The sequence below is a fragment of the Microvirga sp. M2 genome (assembly GCF_047497095.1).
Lineage (GTDB): Bacteria > Pseudomonadota > Alphaproteobacteria > Rhizobiales > Beijerinckiaceae > Microvirga.
Window position 1 is genome coordinate 2,787,404 of record NZ_CP134063.1, and the last position, 15,510, is coordinate 2,802,913.

The 15,510-nt window shown below is 66.2% G+C and carries 14 protein-coding genes; 6 read left to right on the forward strand and 8 right to left on the reverse strand.

From position 1 onward, the window contains the following. Positions 1–184 precede the first annotated feature (184 nt). Positions 185–1,927 (forward strand): ABC transporter ATP-binding protein/permease, encoded by a 1,743-nt coding sequence (locus RE429_RS13165; RefSeq protein ID WP_414471209.1) that lies wholly within the window; start codon positions 185–187, stop codon positions 1,925–1,927. Between the two features lie 72 nt (positions 1,928–1,999). Here RE429_RS13165 and der read toward each other — a convergent pair whose 3' ends face one another. The 3 genes from der to RE429_RS13180 form a co-directional block, all read right to left on the reverse strand. Further along, on the reverse strand, positions 2,000–3,346 hold the full coding sequence (der, locus tag RE429_RS13170; RefSeq protein ID WP_414471210.1) for a ribosome biogenesis GTPase Der: 1,347 nt from the start codon (positions 3,344–3,346) through the stop codon (positions 2,000–2,002). Between the two features lie 18 nt (positions 3,347–3,364). Further along, positions 3,365–4,042, reverse strand: a complete 678-nt coding sequence (locus RE429_RS13175; protein ID WP_414471211.1) for a tetratricopeptide repeat protein — start codon at positions 4,040–4,042, stop codon at positions 3,365–3,367. A 113-nt stretch (positions 4,043–4,155) separates the two neighbouring features. Beyond that, a complete protein-coding gene (locus RE429_RS13180; protein WP_370437174.1) occupies positions 4,156–4,749 on the reverse strand; it encodes an NnrU family protein in 594 nt (197 codons plus the stop codon). Positions 4,750–5,058: 309 nt separating this feature from the next. Here RE429_RS13180 and RE429_RS13185 point away from each other — a divergent pair, with 309 nt between their 5' ends. Continuing rightward, on the forward strand, positions 5,059–5,673 hold the full coding sequence (locus tag RE429_RS13185) for a TRAP transporter small permease subunit (RefSeq protein WP_414471212.1): 615 nt from the start codon (positions 5,059–5,061) through the stop codon (positions 5,671–5,673). Positions 5,674–5,709: 36 nt separating this feature from the next. Then, a complete protein-coding gene (locus tag RE429_RS13190) occupies positions 5,710–7,602 on the forward strand; it encodes a TRAP transporter large permease (protein WP_414471213.1) in 1,893 nt (630 codons plus the stop codon). Between the two features lie 193 nt (positions 7,603–7,795). Here RE429_RS13190 and RE429_RS13195 read toward each other — a convergent pair whose 3' ends face one another. Together RE429_RS13195 and guaA are read right to left on the reverse strand one after the other, a co-directional pair. After that, positions 7,796–8,155, reverse strand: a complete 360-nt coding sequence (locus RE429_RS13195) for an ArsC family reductase (protein WP_414471214.1) — start codon at positions 8,153–8,155, stop codon at positions 7,796–7,798. Positions 8,156–8,159: 4 nt separating this feature from the next. Further along, a complete protein-coding gene (guaA, locus tag RE429_RS13200; RefSeq protein ID WP_414471215.1) occupies positions 8,160–9,716 on the reverse strand; it encodes a glutamine-hydrolyzing GMP synthase in 1,557 nt (518 codons plus the stop codon). Positions 9,717–9,896: 180 nt separating this feature from the next. Between guaA and RE429_RS13205 the strand changes: the two genes are divergently transcribed. Continuing rightward, on the forward strand, positions 9,897–10,202 hold the full coding sequence (locus RE429_RS13205) for a hypothetical protein (protein WP_414471216.1): 306 nt from the start codon (positions 9,897–9,899) through the stop codon (positions 10,200–10,202). Positions 10,203–10,260: 58 nt separating this feature from the next. Here RE429_RS13205 and RE429_RS13210 read toward each other — a convergent pair whose 3' ends face one another. Next, positions 10,261–11,559, reverse strand: coding sequence for an RsmB/NOP family class I SAM-dependent RNA methyltransferase (locus RE429_RS13210; RefSeq protein ID WP_414471217.1), 1,299 nt, complete (start codon positions 11,557–11,559; stop codon positions 10,261–10,263). A 122-nt stretch (positions 11,560–11,681) separates the two neighbouring features. Here RE429_RS13210 and RE429_RS13215 point away from each other — a divergent pair, with 122 nt between their 5' ends. Then, a complete protein-coding gene (locus tag RE429_RS13215; protein ID WP_414471218.1) occupies positions 11,682–11,825 on the forward strand; it encodes a hypothetical protein in 144 nt (47 codons plus the stop codon). A 59-nt stretch (positions 11,826–11,884) separates the two neighbouring features. Here RE429_RS13215 and RE429_RS13220 read toward each other — a convergent pair whose 3' ends face one another. Together RE429_RS13220 and guaB are read right to left on the reverse strand one after the other, a co-directional pair. After that, the gene (locus RE429_RS13220; RefSeq protein ID WP_414471219.1) at positions 11,885–12,316 is read right to left on the reverse strand and encodes an MAPEG family protein; all 432 of its coding nucleotides are present in this window, start codon (positions 12,314–12,316) and stop codon (positions 11,885–11,887) included. Between the two features lie 22 nt (positions 12,317–12,338). Next, positions 12,339–13,832, reverse strand: a complete 1,494-nt coding sequence (guaB, locus tag RE429_RS13225; RefSeq protein WP_414471220.1) for an IMP dehydrogenase — start codon at positions 13,830–13,832, stop codon at positions 12,339–12,341. Between the two features lie 177 nt (positions 13,833–14,009). Between guaB and RE429_RS13230 the strand changes: the two genes are divergently transcribed. Beyond that, positions 14,010–15,467: a DHA2 family efflux MFS transporter permease subunit gene (locus RE429_RS13230; protein ID WP_414474195.1), complete on the forward strand. Its 1,458-nt coding sequence runs from the start codon at positions 14,010–14,012 to the stop codon at positions 15,465–15,467. Positions 15,468–15,510 lie beyond the last annotated feature (43 nt).

Below are 15,510 nucleotides of genomic sequence, written 5' to 3' on the forward strand. Positions count from 1 at the left end.
CAGGAATTCGCCGACCGGCGAATGCTTGAGAAGCGCCTTCTTCTCTCACCGAATACTCACAGCACATCACATTGTTCTGCCGGGGGCGACACGCGGAATGCGGCGCTCCGACAGGATCTCAAGAGCAACGCGTCGCGCACAGGGCCGTCAGAGTTCCGGCGCGGCGGGTTGCCGGGGCCTATCCATGTTCATTCAAACGGCCGCGCCGGCACATTCGGCGCAACGGGGACGGCTGTCCGCTCTCCTCTCCTTCTTCCCGCTTCGCAACGCATTCCTTCGCGACGTCTGGATTCTTGCCCGGCCCTACTGGCATTCGGAGGAGAAGTCCTATGCGCGGCGCATGCTCGCGCTCCTCCTCGCCATCAAGTTCACGGCCGTCTGGATCTGCGTGCAGCAGAACAACTGGTATGCGAGCTTCTACGCGGCCATCGAGCACCGCGACATCGCGGAATTCGCAAAACAGATCGGCGTCTTCGCGCTGATCGCCGGCAGCTTCATCGCGACCCTCGTCTATTCCCATTGGGTGTCCGAGAGCCTGAAACTCCGGTGGCGCGACTGGCTCGTGCGCCGTTACACGCAGGACTGGCTCGCCAACCGCGCCTATTACCGCCTGCAGATCGGCGATGCGCATGGCGTCAACCCCGATCAGCGGATCGTGGAGGATCTCGGCCTCTTCGCCGGGCAGACGATCAATCTCGTGGTCGGCTTCCTGGACGTCGCGGTCAGCCTGGTGGCCTTCACGGCCATTCTGTGGACGCTCAGCGGCACGGTCACGATCGCCGGCTATTCCATCGCCGGGTACATGGTCTTCGCGGTGTTCGGCTACACGTTCCTGGCGAGTTGGTTCACGCATCTCATCGGGCACCCGCTCGCCAGGCTCCACACGGCCAACCAGAACCTCGAAAGCGACTTCCGCTACAGCCTCGCGCGCCTGCGCGAGAATGCGGAGACCATCGCGTTCTATCGCGGCGAGGAGCGCGAGGCCGCCGTCATCGGGGCGCGCTGGAGCAAGGTGGTGCAGAATTTCCGGGGCATCATGCGGCGCGAACGCTCCATCGGCCTCTTCGCCCATGCCCATGGACAGTTCAGCACCATCCTGCCCATCCTGCTCGCGGCGCCACGCTATTTCTACGGTCAGATCGGCTTCGCCCAAGTGATGCAGATCGCGGCCGCCTGCGGTGCCGTGCAGGCCTGCCTCAACTTCTTCATCACGAGCTACGGCCAGATCGCCCAATGGCGCGCGACGACCGAGCGCCTCAAGGGCTTCCGCGCCGAACTCGACGCCCTGAAGGCGGCCGTTCCCTCCGCCGTCGCGGCGGAGCGCAAGGGCGAGACATTCCTGGTGCGCGACCTCGAGCTCGCGCTGCCGGACCGGCGCGTCATCACCACGGGCGTGACCATGGAGGCGGCCTCCGGCGAGGCCGTGCTGATCAAGGGACCGTCGGGCGCGGGCAAGAGCACGCTGCTGCGCGCGGTGGCGGGCATCTGGCCCCATGCCAGCGGGGAGGTCTCCTTCCCCGAGGGCGACGTGTTCTTCGTGCCGCAGAAGCCCTACATCCCGCTCGGAACCCTGAGGCAGGCCGCCTTCTACCCGGCCGCGCCCTCGACCGACGACGCGGAGATCGCGCGGGTTCTCGAGGCGGTGCGCCTCGGCCATCTCGTGGCGCATCTCGACACGGTCGACCAGTGGAGCCAGCGCCTCTCCGGCGGCGAGCAGCAGCGCCTCGGCTTCGCCCGCGTGCTGCTGGCGAAACCCCGCACGGTCTTTCTCGACGAAGCGACCTCGGCCCTCGACGAGGACACGGAGCGGCAGGTCTATACCCTGCTGCGGGAGGCCCCCTGGAAACCCACCATCCTCAGCATCGGCCACCGCTCGACCCTCACGCAGTTCCACGACACCACGTTCGAGATGAAAGCCGCGGCATGAGAGGGGCCGCGACCTGGCCGGGATGATTTGAGAGGCCGGGACGGCCCGAGAGGCGGGGATCGGCCGGAAGCCTTATCCCCGCTTGTCCTTGTCGTAAGGGTTCTGGCCCATGCGCAGCGACACGCGGATCGGCACTCCCGGCAGGTCGAAGGCCTGGCGGATATTGTTGACGAGGTAGCGCGTGTAGCTCTTCGGCAGAGCGTCGAGCTGGTTGCCGAAGATGGCGAAATGCGGCGGGCGCGCCTTCACCTGCGTCATGTAGCGGATCTTGATGCGCCGCCCCGATACGGCGGGCGGCGGGTTGGCGTCGATGGCCTCCTGAAGCCATTGGTTGAGCTTCGCGGTCGAGATGCGCCGGTTCCAGGTTTCGTAGACCTGGAACACCGCCTTCATGAGCGGATCGATGCCGCTGCCGGCAAGCCCCGAAAGCGGCACCACGGGCGCGCCCTTCACCTGCGGCAGCAGACGGGAGGCCTTTTCCTTCAGCTCGGCGAGGAGACCCGGCTTGTCGGCCACGAGGTCCCATTTGTTGAGGCCGATCACGAGGGCGCGGCCCTCCTGCTCCACCAGATCGACGATGGAGAGATCCTGCTTCTCGAAGGGGATCGTGGCATCGAGCAGCACCACGACGACCTCGGCGAAGCGCACGGCCCGCAGGGCGTCGGCGACCGAGAGCTTTTCGAGCTTGTCCTCGACGCGGGCGCGCTTGCGCAGGCCCGCCGTGTCGAAGAGCTTCACGGACTTTCCGCGCCATTCCCAATCGAGGGAAATGGAATCGCGGGTGATGCCCGCCTCGGGCCCCGTGAGCAGGCGATCCTCGCCCACCATGCGGTTGATCAGCGTCGACTTGCCCGCATTGGGACGGCCGACGATGGCGACCTGCAGCGGCTTGTTTGGATCTTCCTCGTCCTCGTCCTCGCCGGGCTCGGGGAAGTGAGGCATCAGGGCCTCGAAGAGATCGGCCATGCCCTCGCCATGCTCGGCGGAGAGCGGCACCGGCTCGCCGAGTCCGAGCGAGAAGGCGTCGTAGGCCCCCGCCATGCCGGACCCGCCCTCCGCCTTGTTGGCGATCAGGATCACGGGTTTGCCCGACCGGCGCACCATCTCGGCGAAGGGACCGTCCGCGGGCAGGATGCCGGCGCGGGCGTCGACCACGAAGAGGATGACGTCCGCATCCGCGATGGCGGCTTCGGTCTGGGCGCGCATGCGGCCGAGGAGCGACTCCTCCGTCGCCTCCTCCAGGCCCGCCGTATCGATGACCCGGAATTCCAGGTCGCCGAGCCGCGCCTCGCCCTCGCGCCTGTCGCGGGTCACTCCCGGACGGTCGTCGACGAGGGCCAGCTTCTTGCCCACGAGGCGGTTGAAGAGAGTCGACTTGCCGACATTCGGCCGCCCGACAATGGCGACGGTAGGCGTCATGTCCCTGGTGCTCCGCCTTTACTGAGTGACTTGAACGGGGCCGCCCGCCACGAGAGCGGTGTAGACGGCAAGCCGCTGCCGGAGGGCCGGGGGCGTCTCACGGTCGGCCGCGATCTGGTCGAACCAGCGCCCGGCGTAATCCATGTCGCCTGCCTTAAGGCCGGACAGACCCAAGAGTTCCCTGGCCGAATGGCGCCACGCGCTCGCGGGCGAGGCCATGGGTTCCACGGTCTTGCGGAGCTGGGCCGGATCGGCCGTGTCGAGGCGCAGCCACGCGGCGCGCAGACGGGCCAGATCCCGCCAGAGCCCCGGGACGCCGGAATCGTTCGCCAGGGCGTCGTAGGCCGACGCGCCCTGCTCGGCGTTCTGCTGGCCGCGCTCGGCCGCCAGACGGAAACGGGCGAGGAGGCCGTAGCCGGTGTCGCCTTCCTTCGCGAGCGCCTCCAGCGCAGCCTCGGCCTCCTGGGGCTTGTTCTCGCCGGAGAGCTTCAGGGCGTCCTCGTAGCGCGCGGACGCGGCCTGAGCACGGGTCTCCTGCACATGCTCCCAGTAGCGCCAGCCTCCGACGCCGCCCACGATGAGGATGACGGCGGCGATGATGAGACCGCTGTAGCGCTGCCAGATCTTCGCCATCTGGTCGCGGCGGTATTCCTCGTCGACTTCGCGAATGAACTCGTCGTTCCGGTTCGTGGCCATCTTCCCCATGCAGCCTGAGCGGCCGCCTCCTTCGATCGAAGTGGGTCGCCTAGCATACACCCCCGCGCAAGGCGAGAGGTTTCCTGAGCGAGAAGCCTCCTGAGCGAGAGGTTTCACGCTCCCGTGGGCGGCAGGACGGGCACGCCGATCAGGAGCTGATGGAGCCAGAGAACGAAGGCCGCGTACACGGCCGCGCCGATCACGACCGCCAGGATGTCGTTGCGCCAGCCGGCGGGTGCGGCCGTCCCCCCGTGCTCGGCCGCCACGTCCCTGCGCTTGGCGCTGATGCGGGCCATCACCGCCCAGGCCAGAACGGAGCCGAAGAGCAGGATCGAGCCCAGATCGCCGTTGGCGAGAAGATGCGCGAAGGCCCAGATCTTCACGCCCGCCAGCATGGGATGCTTGAGACGGTGCTTGATGTGCCCGGGAAGGTAGGCAGCGGCCACGCAGATGAAGGCGATCAGGACGAGCGGAAGGGCCAGATGCCGCGTCCAGACCGGCGGGTCCCAGACCGGAATGTAGCCGTTGGCCCGATAATGTCCGTAGCCGATGGCGATGAGCACGATTCCGGCGAGCGACAGAAGCGAATAGAGCCCCTTGAAGGGCCCCTCGCCGATCCGCCCGATGAGTGCGGCACGACGGTGGCGCGCCATGCTGAACGAATGGGTGCCGAGGAACAGGATCAGACCCAGAACAAGCAGCGTCACGATGGCCCTCCAAAAGACTAAGAAACGCTCGCCGCTCTCGCCGCCCCTGCCGTGCGGCCGGCGGGACCGCAGACGAGGATAGTCATACCGGCACGTCTTGATTCCTATACGGCAAGTTTCGACCTGTCGATAAGCGCCTGCGCTGCCTAAACTTTTAATATCGCGCATCTTGCGGCACGAAAATTTCCCGGTTACTGACCCGTTTAATCTTCAGCATAGACTAAGGCGGAATAGTGTAGCGGCCCAAAAACCGCTAGCTACGCCTTAAGATTCCAACCATAACCGTTTTATCGAAGGGGGAGGCAGAAGGTGACCGCGCTCATCAAGCTTTCTCGCGTCATCGATGCGATCAACGTACGCGTCGGCAAGATCGCCGCCTGGGCCATCGTCGTGGCGATCCTGGTTTCGGCCATCAATGCCATCATCCGCCGGGTCTTCGGCGTCTCCTCCAATGCCTGGCTTGAGCTGCAATGGTACCTGTTCGGCGCCGTGTTCATGCTCTGCGCCGCCTGGACGCTGATCTCGAACGAGCACATCCGGATCGACATCCTCTCCAGCCGCCTGTCCAAGCGCGGCCGCGACTGGATCGACATCATCGGCCATGTGTTCTTCCTGCTTCCCTTCGTGGCCCTGATGCTGTGGCTCTCGATCCCCTATTTCGCGAAGTCCTACGCGTCCGGCGAGGTCTCCTCCAACGCGGGCGGCCTGCTGATCTGGCCGGCCAAGGGCCTCATCCTGCTGGGCTTCATTTCCATGTTCTTCCAGTGGATGAGCGAGCTGATCAAGCGGGTCGCCATCATGCAGGGCAAGCTCGAGGACGTGCACGATACGGGCGGACACGGTGCGTCCGCCGAGGCGGAGGCCGCACGCCTGCTCTCCGGCATCGCGGCCGAGAACGAACCTCCGGGAAACAGCAGCCGCTGACCCCCGCCCTGACCTGATTTTCGGAGTTTTTCGTCCATGGCTGCTTTGATTGCCCAGAACCTCGCGCCGATCATGTTCGCGGCGCTGGTGGTCTTCCTCCTGCTCGGCTACCCGGTCGCCTTCGCGCTCGCGGCGAACGGCCTTCTCTTCTTCTTCATCGCGGTGGAGCTCGCGCCCCTCGCGCCGGAGACCATCAACCTCTCCTGGCCCCTCCTCCAGGCCCTGCCCGACCGCGTCTTCGGCACCATGTCGAACGAGGTGCTGCTCGCGGTGCCGTTCTTCACGTTCATGGGCTACATCCTCGAACGGTCGGGCATGGCCGAAGACCTGCTCGACACGATCGGCCAGCTCTTCGGGCCGGTGCGCGGCGGCCTCGCCTACGCGGTCATCTTCGTGGGCGCGCTGCTCGCCGCCACCACGGGCGTCGTGGCCGCTTCCGTGATCTCGATGGGCCTGATCTCGCTGCCGATCATGCTGCGCTACGGCTACGACCGCCGGTTGGCATCGGGCGTGATCGCGGCCTCGGGCACGCTCGCCCAGATCATCCCGCCCTCCCTCGTTCTCATCGTCATGGCCGACCAGCTCGGCCGCTCGGTGGGCGACATGTACGAGGGCGCGTTCCTTCCGGGCCTGATCCTGACCGCGCTCTATGCCGCCTACGTCATGGGGATATCGATCCTGTTCCCGAAAGCGGCTCCCGGCCTTCCGCCGGAGGCGATCGGCTACCGGGAGCCGAACGGCACGCGCGGCGTGTGGCAGCTCGGCATCCTGGTCGTCTTCTCGGGCTTCGTGGGCTATTACGTGCTGTCGCAGACCGGCACCAAGGCGGGCGCGGATTTCGTGATCCTCACGATCTGCGTGGCGACCGTGGTGGCGCTGATCTGCGCGCTCATGAACAAGATGCTCGGCGCGAAGCGCATCGCCACCTCGGCGGTTCTCGTCGCCCTGCTCGTGGGCGTCTATTACGTGCTGCACACCCAGAACCACGAAGGTCTCGCGCTCGCCATGGAGATGGTGCTCGCCGGCGCGATCTACGCCCTCGTCGTGGGCCTGATCGAGCGCTTCACGGGCCTTCGCCTGATGTCCAACATGGCGCAGCAGGTCACCTTCGTCATGGTGCCCCCGCTGCTGCTCATATTCCTCGTGCTCGGCACGATCTTCATCGGCCTCGCGACGCCGACGGAAGGCGGCGCCATGGGCGCGCTCGGATCGGTGATCCTGGCCGCGATCAAGCGCAAGCTCGACAACAACCCGAACCGCTTCAACTGGAACCTGGTCCGCCAGGCGACGGAAGCGACGGCGAAGCTCTCGGCCTTCGTGCTGTTCATCCTGATCGGCGCGCGCGTGTTCTCGCTCACCTTCTACGGCGTGAACGGGCACCTGTGGGTGGAGCACCTGCTGACCTCGCTCCCGGGCGGGCAGGTCGGCTTCCTGCTCGTGGTCAACGTCCTGGTCTTCTTCCTGGCGTTCTTCCTCGACTACTTCGAGCTGGCCTTCATCATCATTCCGCTCCTCGGCCCCGCCGCGGACAAGATGGGAATCGACCTGATCTGGTTCGGCGTGATCCTCGCGGTGAACATGCAGACCTCGTTCATGCACCCGCCCTTCGGTTTCGCCCTGTTCTTCCTGCGCTCGGTGGCCCCGAAGGTGCCCTATATCGACCGCGTGACCGGCAAGAAGATGGAGCCGGTGACCACGGGCCAGATCTACTGGGGCGCCGTGCCCTTCGTGATCATCCAGCTCATCATGGTGGCGCTGGTGGTGACCTTCCCGCAGATGGTCACCCACTACAAAGCCGCCGGCCCCGCCGTCGATCCGGCCGCGGTGCAGAAGAAGCTCGACGAGCTCCTGGTGCCGGGCCTCGGCGCTCCGGGCGGCGACGGCGGCCTGCCCAGCCTGAACTTCGACGAACCGCCGAAGATCCAGTAAGGCGCTTCGCGCAACGAAAAAGGCGGGCCCAGCGGCCCGCCTTTTGCTTTGGTGACGGAACTCTCGATCATCATTCGCGCGCATCCGCCATCACCTCAAGGCGTAATGGCGGCGGCATTGGGATGACGCGGTGAGCGTGAACACGCGGACGGGCCGAAGCCCGACCGTGGCAACGAGGGACGGACCTTCCGCCCTACCTGACCGCCGCCTCGTATTGCTCGGGCTTGAACCCGACGAGAAGGCGGCCGCCCCGTTCGAGAACGGGGCGCTTGATCATCGAGGGCTGGTCGAGCATGAGCGCGAGCGCCTTGGGCTCGTCCATGCCGGTCTTGGCGTCATCGGGGAGCTTGCGGAAGGTCGTGCCCGCCCGGTTGAGAAGGGTCTCCCAGCCGACCTGGCAGACCCAGCCTTCGAGACGCGCCCGGTCGATGCCCTCCGCCTTGTAGTCGTGGAAAGCATAGGCAACGCCGTTGGCATCGAGCCAGGCCCGCGCCTTCTTCATCGTGTCGCAGTTCTTGATGCCGTAGATCGTGACGGCCTCGCCTGTCGCCATGCGGTCACTCCCACTCGATGGTGCCGGGCGGCTTCGAGGTGATGTCGTAGGTCACGCGGTTGATGCCCTTCACCTCGTTGATGATGCGGGTGGCGACGCGGCCCAGGAACGCCATGTCGAAGGGGTAGAAATCGGCCGTCATGCCGTCGATCGAGGTGACGGCGCGCAACGCGCAGACATGGTCGTAGGTGCGCGCATCGCCCATCACGCCCACGGTCTTGACCGGGAGCAGCACGGCGAAGGCCTGCCAGATCTCGTCGTAGAGGCCCGCATTGCGGATCTCCTCCAGATAGATCGCATCGGCCTTGCGCAGGATGTCGAGCTTCTCGCGGGTGATCTCGCCGGGAACCCGGATCGCGAGGCCCGGCCCCGGGAACGGATGACGGCCCACGAAGGCGTCGGGAAGGCCGAGCTCGCGGCCGAGCACGCGCACCTCGTCCTTGAACAGTTCGCGCAGGGGCTCCACGAGCTTCATCTTCATGCGCTCGGGCAGGCCGCCCACATTGTGATGGCTCTTGATGGTGACCGAGGGGCCGCCCGTGAAGGACACGCTCTCGATCACGTCGGGATAGAGGGTTCCCTGCGCCAGGAAATCCGCGCCGCCGATCTTCTTCGCCTCCTCGTCGAACACGTCGATGAAGAGCTTGCCGATGGTCTTGCGCTTGACCTCGGGGTCCGACACGCCCTCGAGCGCGTCGATGAACAGGTTCTGCGCCTGAACGTGAACGAGGGGGATGTTGTAATGGTCGCGGAAGAGGCTCACCACCTGCTCGGCTTCCGACGCGCGCAGCAGCCCGTGATCGACGAAGACGCAGGTGAGCTGGTCGCCGATGGCCTCATGGATGAGCACCGCCGCCACGGCCGAATCGACGCCGCCGGACAGGCCGCAGATCACGCGGCCGGAGCCGACCTGGGCGCGAATGCGCTCGATCGCCTCCTCCCGGAAGGCCTTCATGGTCCAGTCGCCCTTGCAGCCCGCGATGTCGCGGACGAAGTTCCGGATCAGCTGCGCGCCCTGCGGGGTGTGGACGACCTCCGGGTGGAACTGGACGCCGTAGAACTTGTGCTCCTCATCGGCCACGACCGCGAAGGGCGCATTCTCGGAAGCCGCCAGAACCTCGAAGCCTTCCGGCAGCTTGGTGACCCGGTCGCCATGGCTCATCCACACGGGATATTTCTTGCCGACCTGCCACACTCCCTGGAAGAGCGGGCTCTCGGACAGGACCTCGATCTCGGCCCGGCCGAATTCCGAATGATGTCCGCCCTCGACCTCGCCGCCGAGCTGCGCCGCCATCGTCTGCTGACCGTAGCAGATGCCGAACACGGGAAGCCCCGTTTCGAACAGTTCGCCCGGAGCCCGCGGGGAAGCATCGGTCGTGACGGATTCGGGACCGCCGGACAGGATCACGCCTTTCGGCTTCATGGTCCGGATCGCTTCGGCGGCTTTCTGAAAAGGAACTACCTCTGAATAGACACCGTCCTCGCGAACCCGGCGGGCTATGAGCTGGGTTACCTGAGAGCCAAAATCGATGATCAGAATCTTGTCGTGGGTCTGAGCCATTTGCTTCACTTCGGGTAGGAGGGCACATCTCGGCAGAGCGTTGTGCTGGTGCTTTACCCTCATCCCTGCCGCGGTGTCATGCCCTTTAACGGGGCCGCCATGGGGCGCTTCACGTTTATAACGCTTTTCTCATCGCTTGGACTTTTCCTTCCGGGCTCGGGAATGCCCGACGGATTGTCCATGCAGAAGATCGAGACGCTCAGTCAGGGCGCGCTCCCGGAGGTGCGCGAGTTCATCACCCGCAAGCTCGGATGCTCCCATTGGGTAGAGGCCGACAAGCGGCGCCTGCTCAAGACCGCCGAGGTCAAACGGGCCCTGCGGCATCTGAGATGCAGCGATCTGAGCCAGGACGAGGCCTTCCTGCGGAAGACCTATGCGGGCCATGCCGCCTCGATCAACGCCCTCGATGCCGCCCGGAGCAATCCGAATCCCGACCCTGGAACGACGGGCTCGGCGCGACGCCCCGCTCCCGCGATGGGATTTTAGAGCCCCACCCGGGCGCAGGGCCGACGATCCTGTCCGTCGTCGACCGGGCCCATTCCCTTTATGAGCGGCGTTTCAGCGCGGCGACGAAGAAGCCGTCGGTGCCGGTCGTCCCGGGCGTCAGCTGGATCCCGTGCTTCGTGAGGCGGACGACGGTGGAGAGGTTCGACAGGCCGGCCGAGGCGAGAAGAGCCTCGGCCTTCACGGTCTCGAAACCGGGAGCGCGCTGCAGCAGGCCTTCGAGCGCCTCGTCGTTCTCCTCGGGCAGGATCGAGCAGGTGATGTAGACGATCCGTCCTCCGGGCTTCACCAGAGCCGCCGCGCGGTCGAGAACGGTCGCCTGCTCTTTCCGCCTCACCTCCAGGCTGCCGGGGCGCAGGCGCCATTTGGCGTCCGGATTGCGCCGCCACGTGCCCACGCCCGTGCAGGGCGCATCCACCAGCACGCAATCGATCCGTCCGTCGAGATCGGATACGGGGTCCGCGCCGCCCCGCGGCGTGCGCACCTGGACATTGCGCACCCCGGCCCGGCTCAGCCGGTCGTGGATGGGAGCCAGACGGCGCGTATCGCCGTCCGTGGCGTAGATCTGCCCGTGGTTCTCCATCATGGCGGCGAGGGCCAGCGTCTTGCCGCCGCCCCCGGCGCACAGATCGACCACCTGCTCGCCGGGCTTCACGGCCGACAACAGGGCCGCCAGCTGCGACCCCTCGTCCTGGATCTCGAACCATCCCTTGATGAATTCCGGTTCCGCCTGCACGGCGGGGCCGCGCCCGTCCTCGCTCGGCGCGATCCGCAGGCCCAAGGGCGAGTGCGGGGTCTCGACCGCGCCGAGATGCGGCAGGGCGTCGTGCGCCTCCTCGCGGGAGGAAACCTTGAGGGTGTTGACGCGCAGGTCCAGGGGCGCGCGGGTGGCCAGCGCCTGCATCTCGGGAACCAGATCTTCCCCGAGGAGACCTTCGAGCGAGGGAGCGATCCATTCGGGAAAGTCCCCCGCCACATGGGCAGGAGCGCCTTTGAGGCTTGCAGCCGCCAGGTTCGCGCGCTCGCCGTCCGACAGCGGCTCGGGGGCGAACCGCTCGCCCGAGCAGAGGGCCGCGATGGCCCCGGCGTCCATGCCTCGCTGGAGGCGGAGCATGCTGAGCATCACCGCGCGCGGCGTGTTCTCGCCCATGATCCAGGCCGCCGAGGCTTTGCGGCGCAGGGCGTCATAGACGAGGCTCGCGATCGCGGCCCGGTCCTTCGAGCCGGCGAAGCGATGGGAGAGGCCCCAATCCTTGAGGGCCTCCGCCGCGGGACGCCGGCGGGACTCGATATCGTCGAGGACCTCGACGGCGGCGGAGATGCGGGCTGCAGGTGTCATCGAAAAAGCACACTCGAGCTTGGCCGCGAAAGCGACACGTTATTTCCTATATCTCAACATGCGCGGAAATGGATTCAAGAGCGGCGTGCATTCCGCACGATCCGGCTTGGAGCATTCCGAAAATGTCGTTTCTTCCTCGCCTCGTGGCCCTCGGCCTGACCCTGGCGATCGCCGCCTGCGCCACGGCTCCGGCCGTCGGCCCGACCCCGCCGCCGCGCAAGATGACGGATGCGAAGACCCAGCTCGAAAGCGGCAAACGCTACTGAACGACGAACGCTACCGAGAGACGAGAGCGGGACGGACGCAAGCGCCTGTCCCGCCTCTTTCAAAGGCCCGCCTCCGCGAAGAAGACCCTGAGGCCGAAGACGATCCACATGGCGGCCAGGATCATCACCCCGACCACGAAGGCCTGAAATCGCCACAGCACCGTGTTGGACGTCGTGTGGATGAAGGCGTGGACGAGGCGGCTTACCACGAACATCCAGGACATGACCACGAAGAGCATGTCCGCCTTGCGGGTGAGCAGCCCGAGGATCACCAGGGCGTAGAACAGCACCGGCAGCTCGAACTGGTTGTGATACGCGTTCTGGATCTGCAGAACGCGCTTGGGCCAGTTCCGCTCGCCCAGGGCGATATCCGCCGTCTTGACCGAACCTGTCCGGAGAGCCGCGACGCGCGAACTCCCGAGCCGGAGAAGCAGCGCGAAAGTGAGCCCGACCTGAACGAAGACGGGCAGGAGGACGGCGGTGATGCTCATGGGCGAGGACTCAAGGTAACCCTTAACTGCGAGTCGGGTAGTTAGGGCTCTCCCGGGTGATCGTCACGTCATGGACGTGGCTTTCGCGAAGGCCGGCGCTCGAGATGCGGATGAACTGCGCCTTCTCGCGGAATTCCGGCAGGGTCGCCGCGCCCACATAGCCCATGGAGGCGCGAAGGCCGCCGGTGAGCTGATGGAGCACGCCCGAGACGGGCCCCTTATAGGCCACCTGCCCCTCGACGCCCTCGGGGACGAGCTTGAGGGTGTCGCGCACCTCCGCCTGGAAGTAGCGGTCCGCCGAGCCGCGCGCCATGGCGCCGACCGAGCCCATGCCGCGATAGGACTTGTAGGAGCGTCCCTGGTAGAGGAACACTTCGCCGGGGGTCTCGTCCGTGCCCGCGAGCAGCGAGCCGACCATGGCGCAGGAGGCACCGGCCGCCAGGGCCTTGGCGAGGTCGCCCGAGAACTTGATGCCGCCGTCGGCGATGACCGGGATATCCGCCGCGTGAGCGGCCTCGACCGCCTCCATGATCGCCGTGAGCTGCGGGACGCCAACGCCCGCCACGATGCGGGTGGTGCAGATGGATCCCGGACCGATGCCGACCTTGATCGCATCGGCGCCCGCGTCGATCAGCGCCTGGGCGCCTTCCCGGGTCGCCACGTTGCCGGCCACGACCTGAACGGCGTTGGAGAGCTTCTTCACGCGGGTGACGCTTTCGAGGACCTTCACGGAATGGCCGTGAGCGGTGTCGACCACGACCACGTCGCAGCCCGCGTCGATCAGGCGCTCGGCCCGCTCGAAGCCCTGCTCGCCCGTGGTGGTGGCGGCGGCGACCAGAAGACGGCCCTGCTCGTCCTTGGCCGCGTTCGGATAGGCCACCTGCTTCTCGATGTCCTTCACGGTGATGAGGCCGATGCAGCGGTAATGGTCGTCCACAACCAGCAGCTTCTCGATGCGGAATTGGTGCAGGAGGCGGCGCGCCTCGTCCTGGCTGACGCCTTCGCGGACGGTGATGAGCCGGTCCTTGGTCATCAGCTCGGAAACGGGCTGGCCGGGATTGTTGGCGAAGCGCACGTCGCGGTTCGTCAGGATGCCGACGAGCTTGCCCTTCGTGCCGTTGGGGCCACGCTCGACCACGGGAATGCCGGAAATGCCGTGATGCTTCATCATGGCCAGCGCATCGGCCAGGGTCTCGTCGGGGTGGATGGTGATGGGGTTCATCACCATGCCGGACTCGTAACGCTTCACCAGCCGCACCTGCTCGGCCTGAATCTCGGGCTCGAGGTTCCGGTGGATCACGCCGAGACCGCCGTTCTGGGCCATGGCGATGGCCATGCGGGCTTCCGTCACCGTGTCCATGGCGGAGGCGACGATCGGCATGTTGAGATGGATCGTGCGGGTGAGCCTCGTGGCGACGTTCACGTCGCCGGGGAGCACCTCGGAGCGACCGGGCCGCAGCAACACGTCGTCGAAGGTCAGTCCTTCGATAATCTTATCCGTGACGATTGAGGCCATGGCCAACTCCTTAAAAATACAGGGCGGATGAAGCGAAAACGCTTTGACGAGTTGGCACGGGTCCGTAGCACGGTGTTTCGCTTTCGCAAAGGGGCGAGGGACGCTTTCTCAGAAGATCTGCCGTGCAGGAAACGGCTTTCCAAGATTTCCTAAGGGCGCTAAGTCCCTCGGGTCATGCTGCGCAAGGTCCGTCTTCTCCCCCTCATCATCGCCACTGCCCTGTTCATGGAAAACATGGACTCCACGGTGATTTCCACCTCGCTCCCGATGATCGCCCTGGACCTGGGCACCGACCCGATCGCCCTGAAGCTCGCCCTCACCTCCTATCTGGTGAGCCTTGCCATCTTCATCCCGATTTCCGGCTGGATGGCCGACAAGTACGGCGCGCGGACCATTTTCACAGTCGCCATCGGCGTATTCATGGCGGGTTCGCTCGCCAGCGCCGGCGCAGGTTCCCTGGAAGGCTTCGTCATCGCGCGCTTCGTGCAGGGCATGGGCGGCGCCATGATGGTGCCGGTGGGGCGTCTCGTGATCCTGCGCAGCGTGCCGCGCAACGAGGTGGTGCAGGCCATGGCGCTTCTGACCATCCCGGCCCTCATCGGCCCGGTGGTCGGCCCGCCTCTCGGGGGCTTCATCACCACCTATTTCCACTGGCGCTGGATCTTCTTCATCAACATCCCGATCGGCATCATCGGCATCATCCTCGGCACGATGTTCGTGCCGAACATCCGGGAGGAGGACACGCCGCCCCTCGATATCGTGGGCTTCCTGCTCTCGGGCAGCGGCCTCGCCCTCCTGATGCTGGGGCTGGCCTCCGGCGGACGCCATCTCATCCCCGAGGAGGTGTCGCTCGGCTGCGTGGTCGCCGGCATCCTGTGCGTGGCGCTCTATGTCCGGCACGCGAAGCGGACGCCGCATCCGGTTCTGCGGCTCGATCTTCTCAAAGTGCCGACCTTCCGCATCAGCATCGTGGGCGGATCGCTGTTCAGGGTCGGCATCGGGGCGATTCCCTTCCTTCTGCCGCTGATGCTTCAGGTCGGGTTCGGCCTGAGCCCCGTCGCATCGGGATCGCTCACCTTCGTGGCGGCCGTGGGCGCGCTGTTCATGAAGACGATGGCCAAGCGGATCCTGGAGCGTTTCGGCTTCCACCGGGTCCTGACGATCAACGCATTCATCGGGGCGGCCTTCGTGGCCTTCAACGGATTCTTCACCCCCTCGACGCCCCATTGGCTGATCATGATCATCCTGCTGATCGGCGGCTGCTTCCGCTCGCTCCAGTTCACGAGCCTGAACGCCATCGCCTTCGCGGAGGTGTCGAAGCGCGACATGAGCTACGCGACGAGCCTGTCGAGCGCGGCCCAGCAGGTGGCGCTGAGCATGGGCGTCGCCTTCGGGGCCTTCGTGGTCGAGGCGGTCGCCCACATGCACGGCAGGCAGGCCATCGCGGCAGAGGATTTCGGCCCGGCCTTCTGGGCCGTGGCGGCGGTCTCCGCCCTCGCGGGCTTCGCCTTCGCCCGCCTCGAGCCCACGGCGGGCGCGGAAATGTCGGGCCACCGGGCCGTCGAACGGAAGCCCGCGGCCACGGGCCTCGGCGACGGCACTACAAATCTCAGTGAGGAGGTGGAACGCCGCTAGGGTTCGACGCTACCATCCTCCGGGGAGGCCAGAAGGTCTCCGC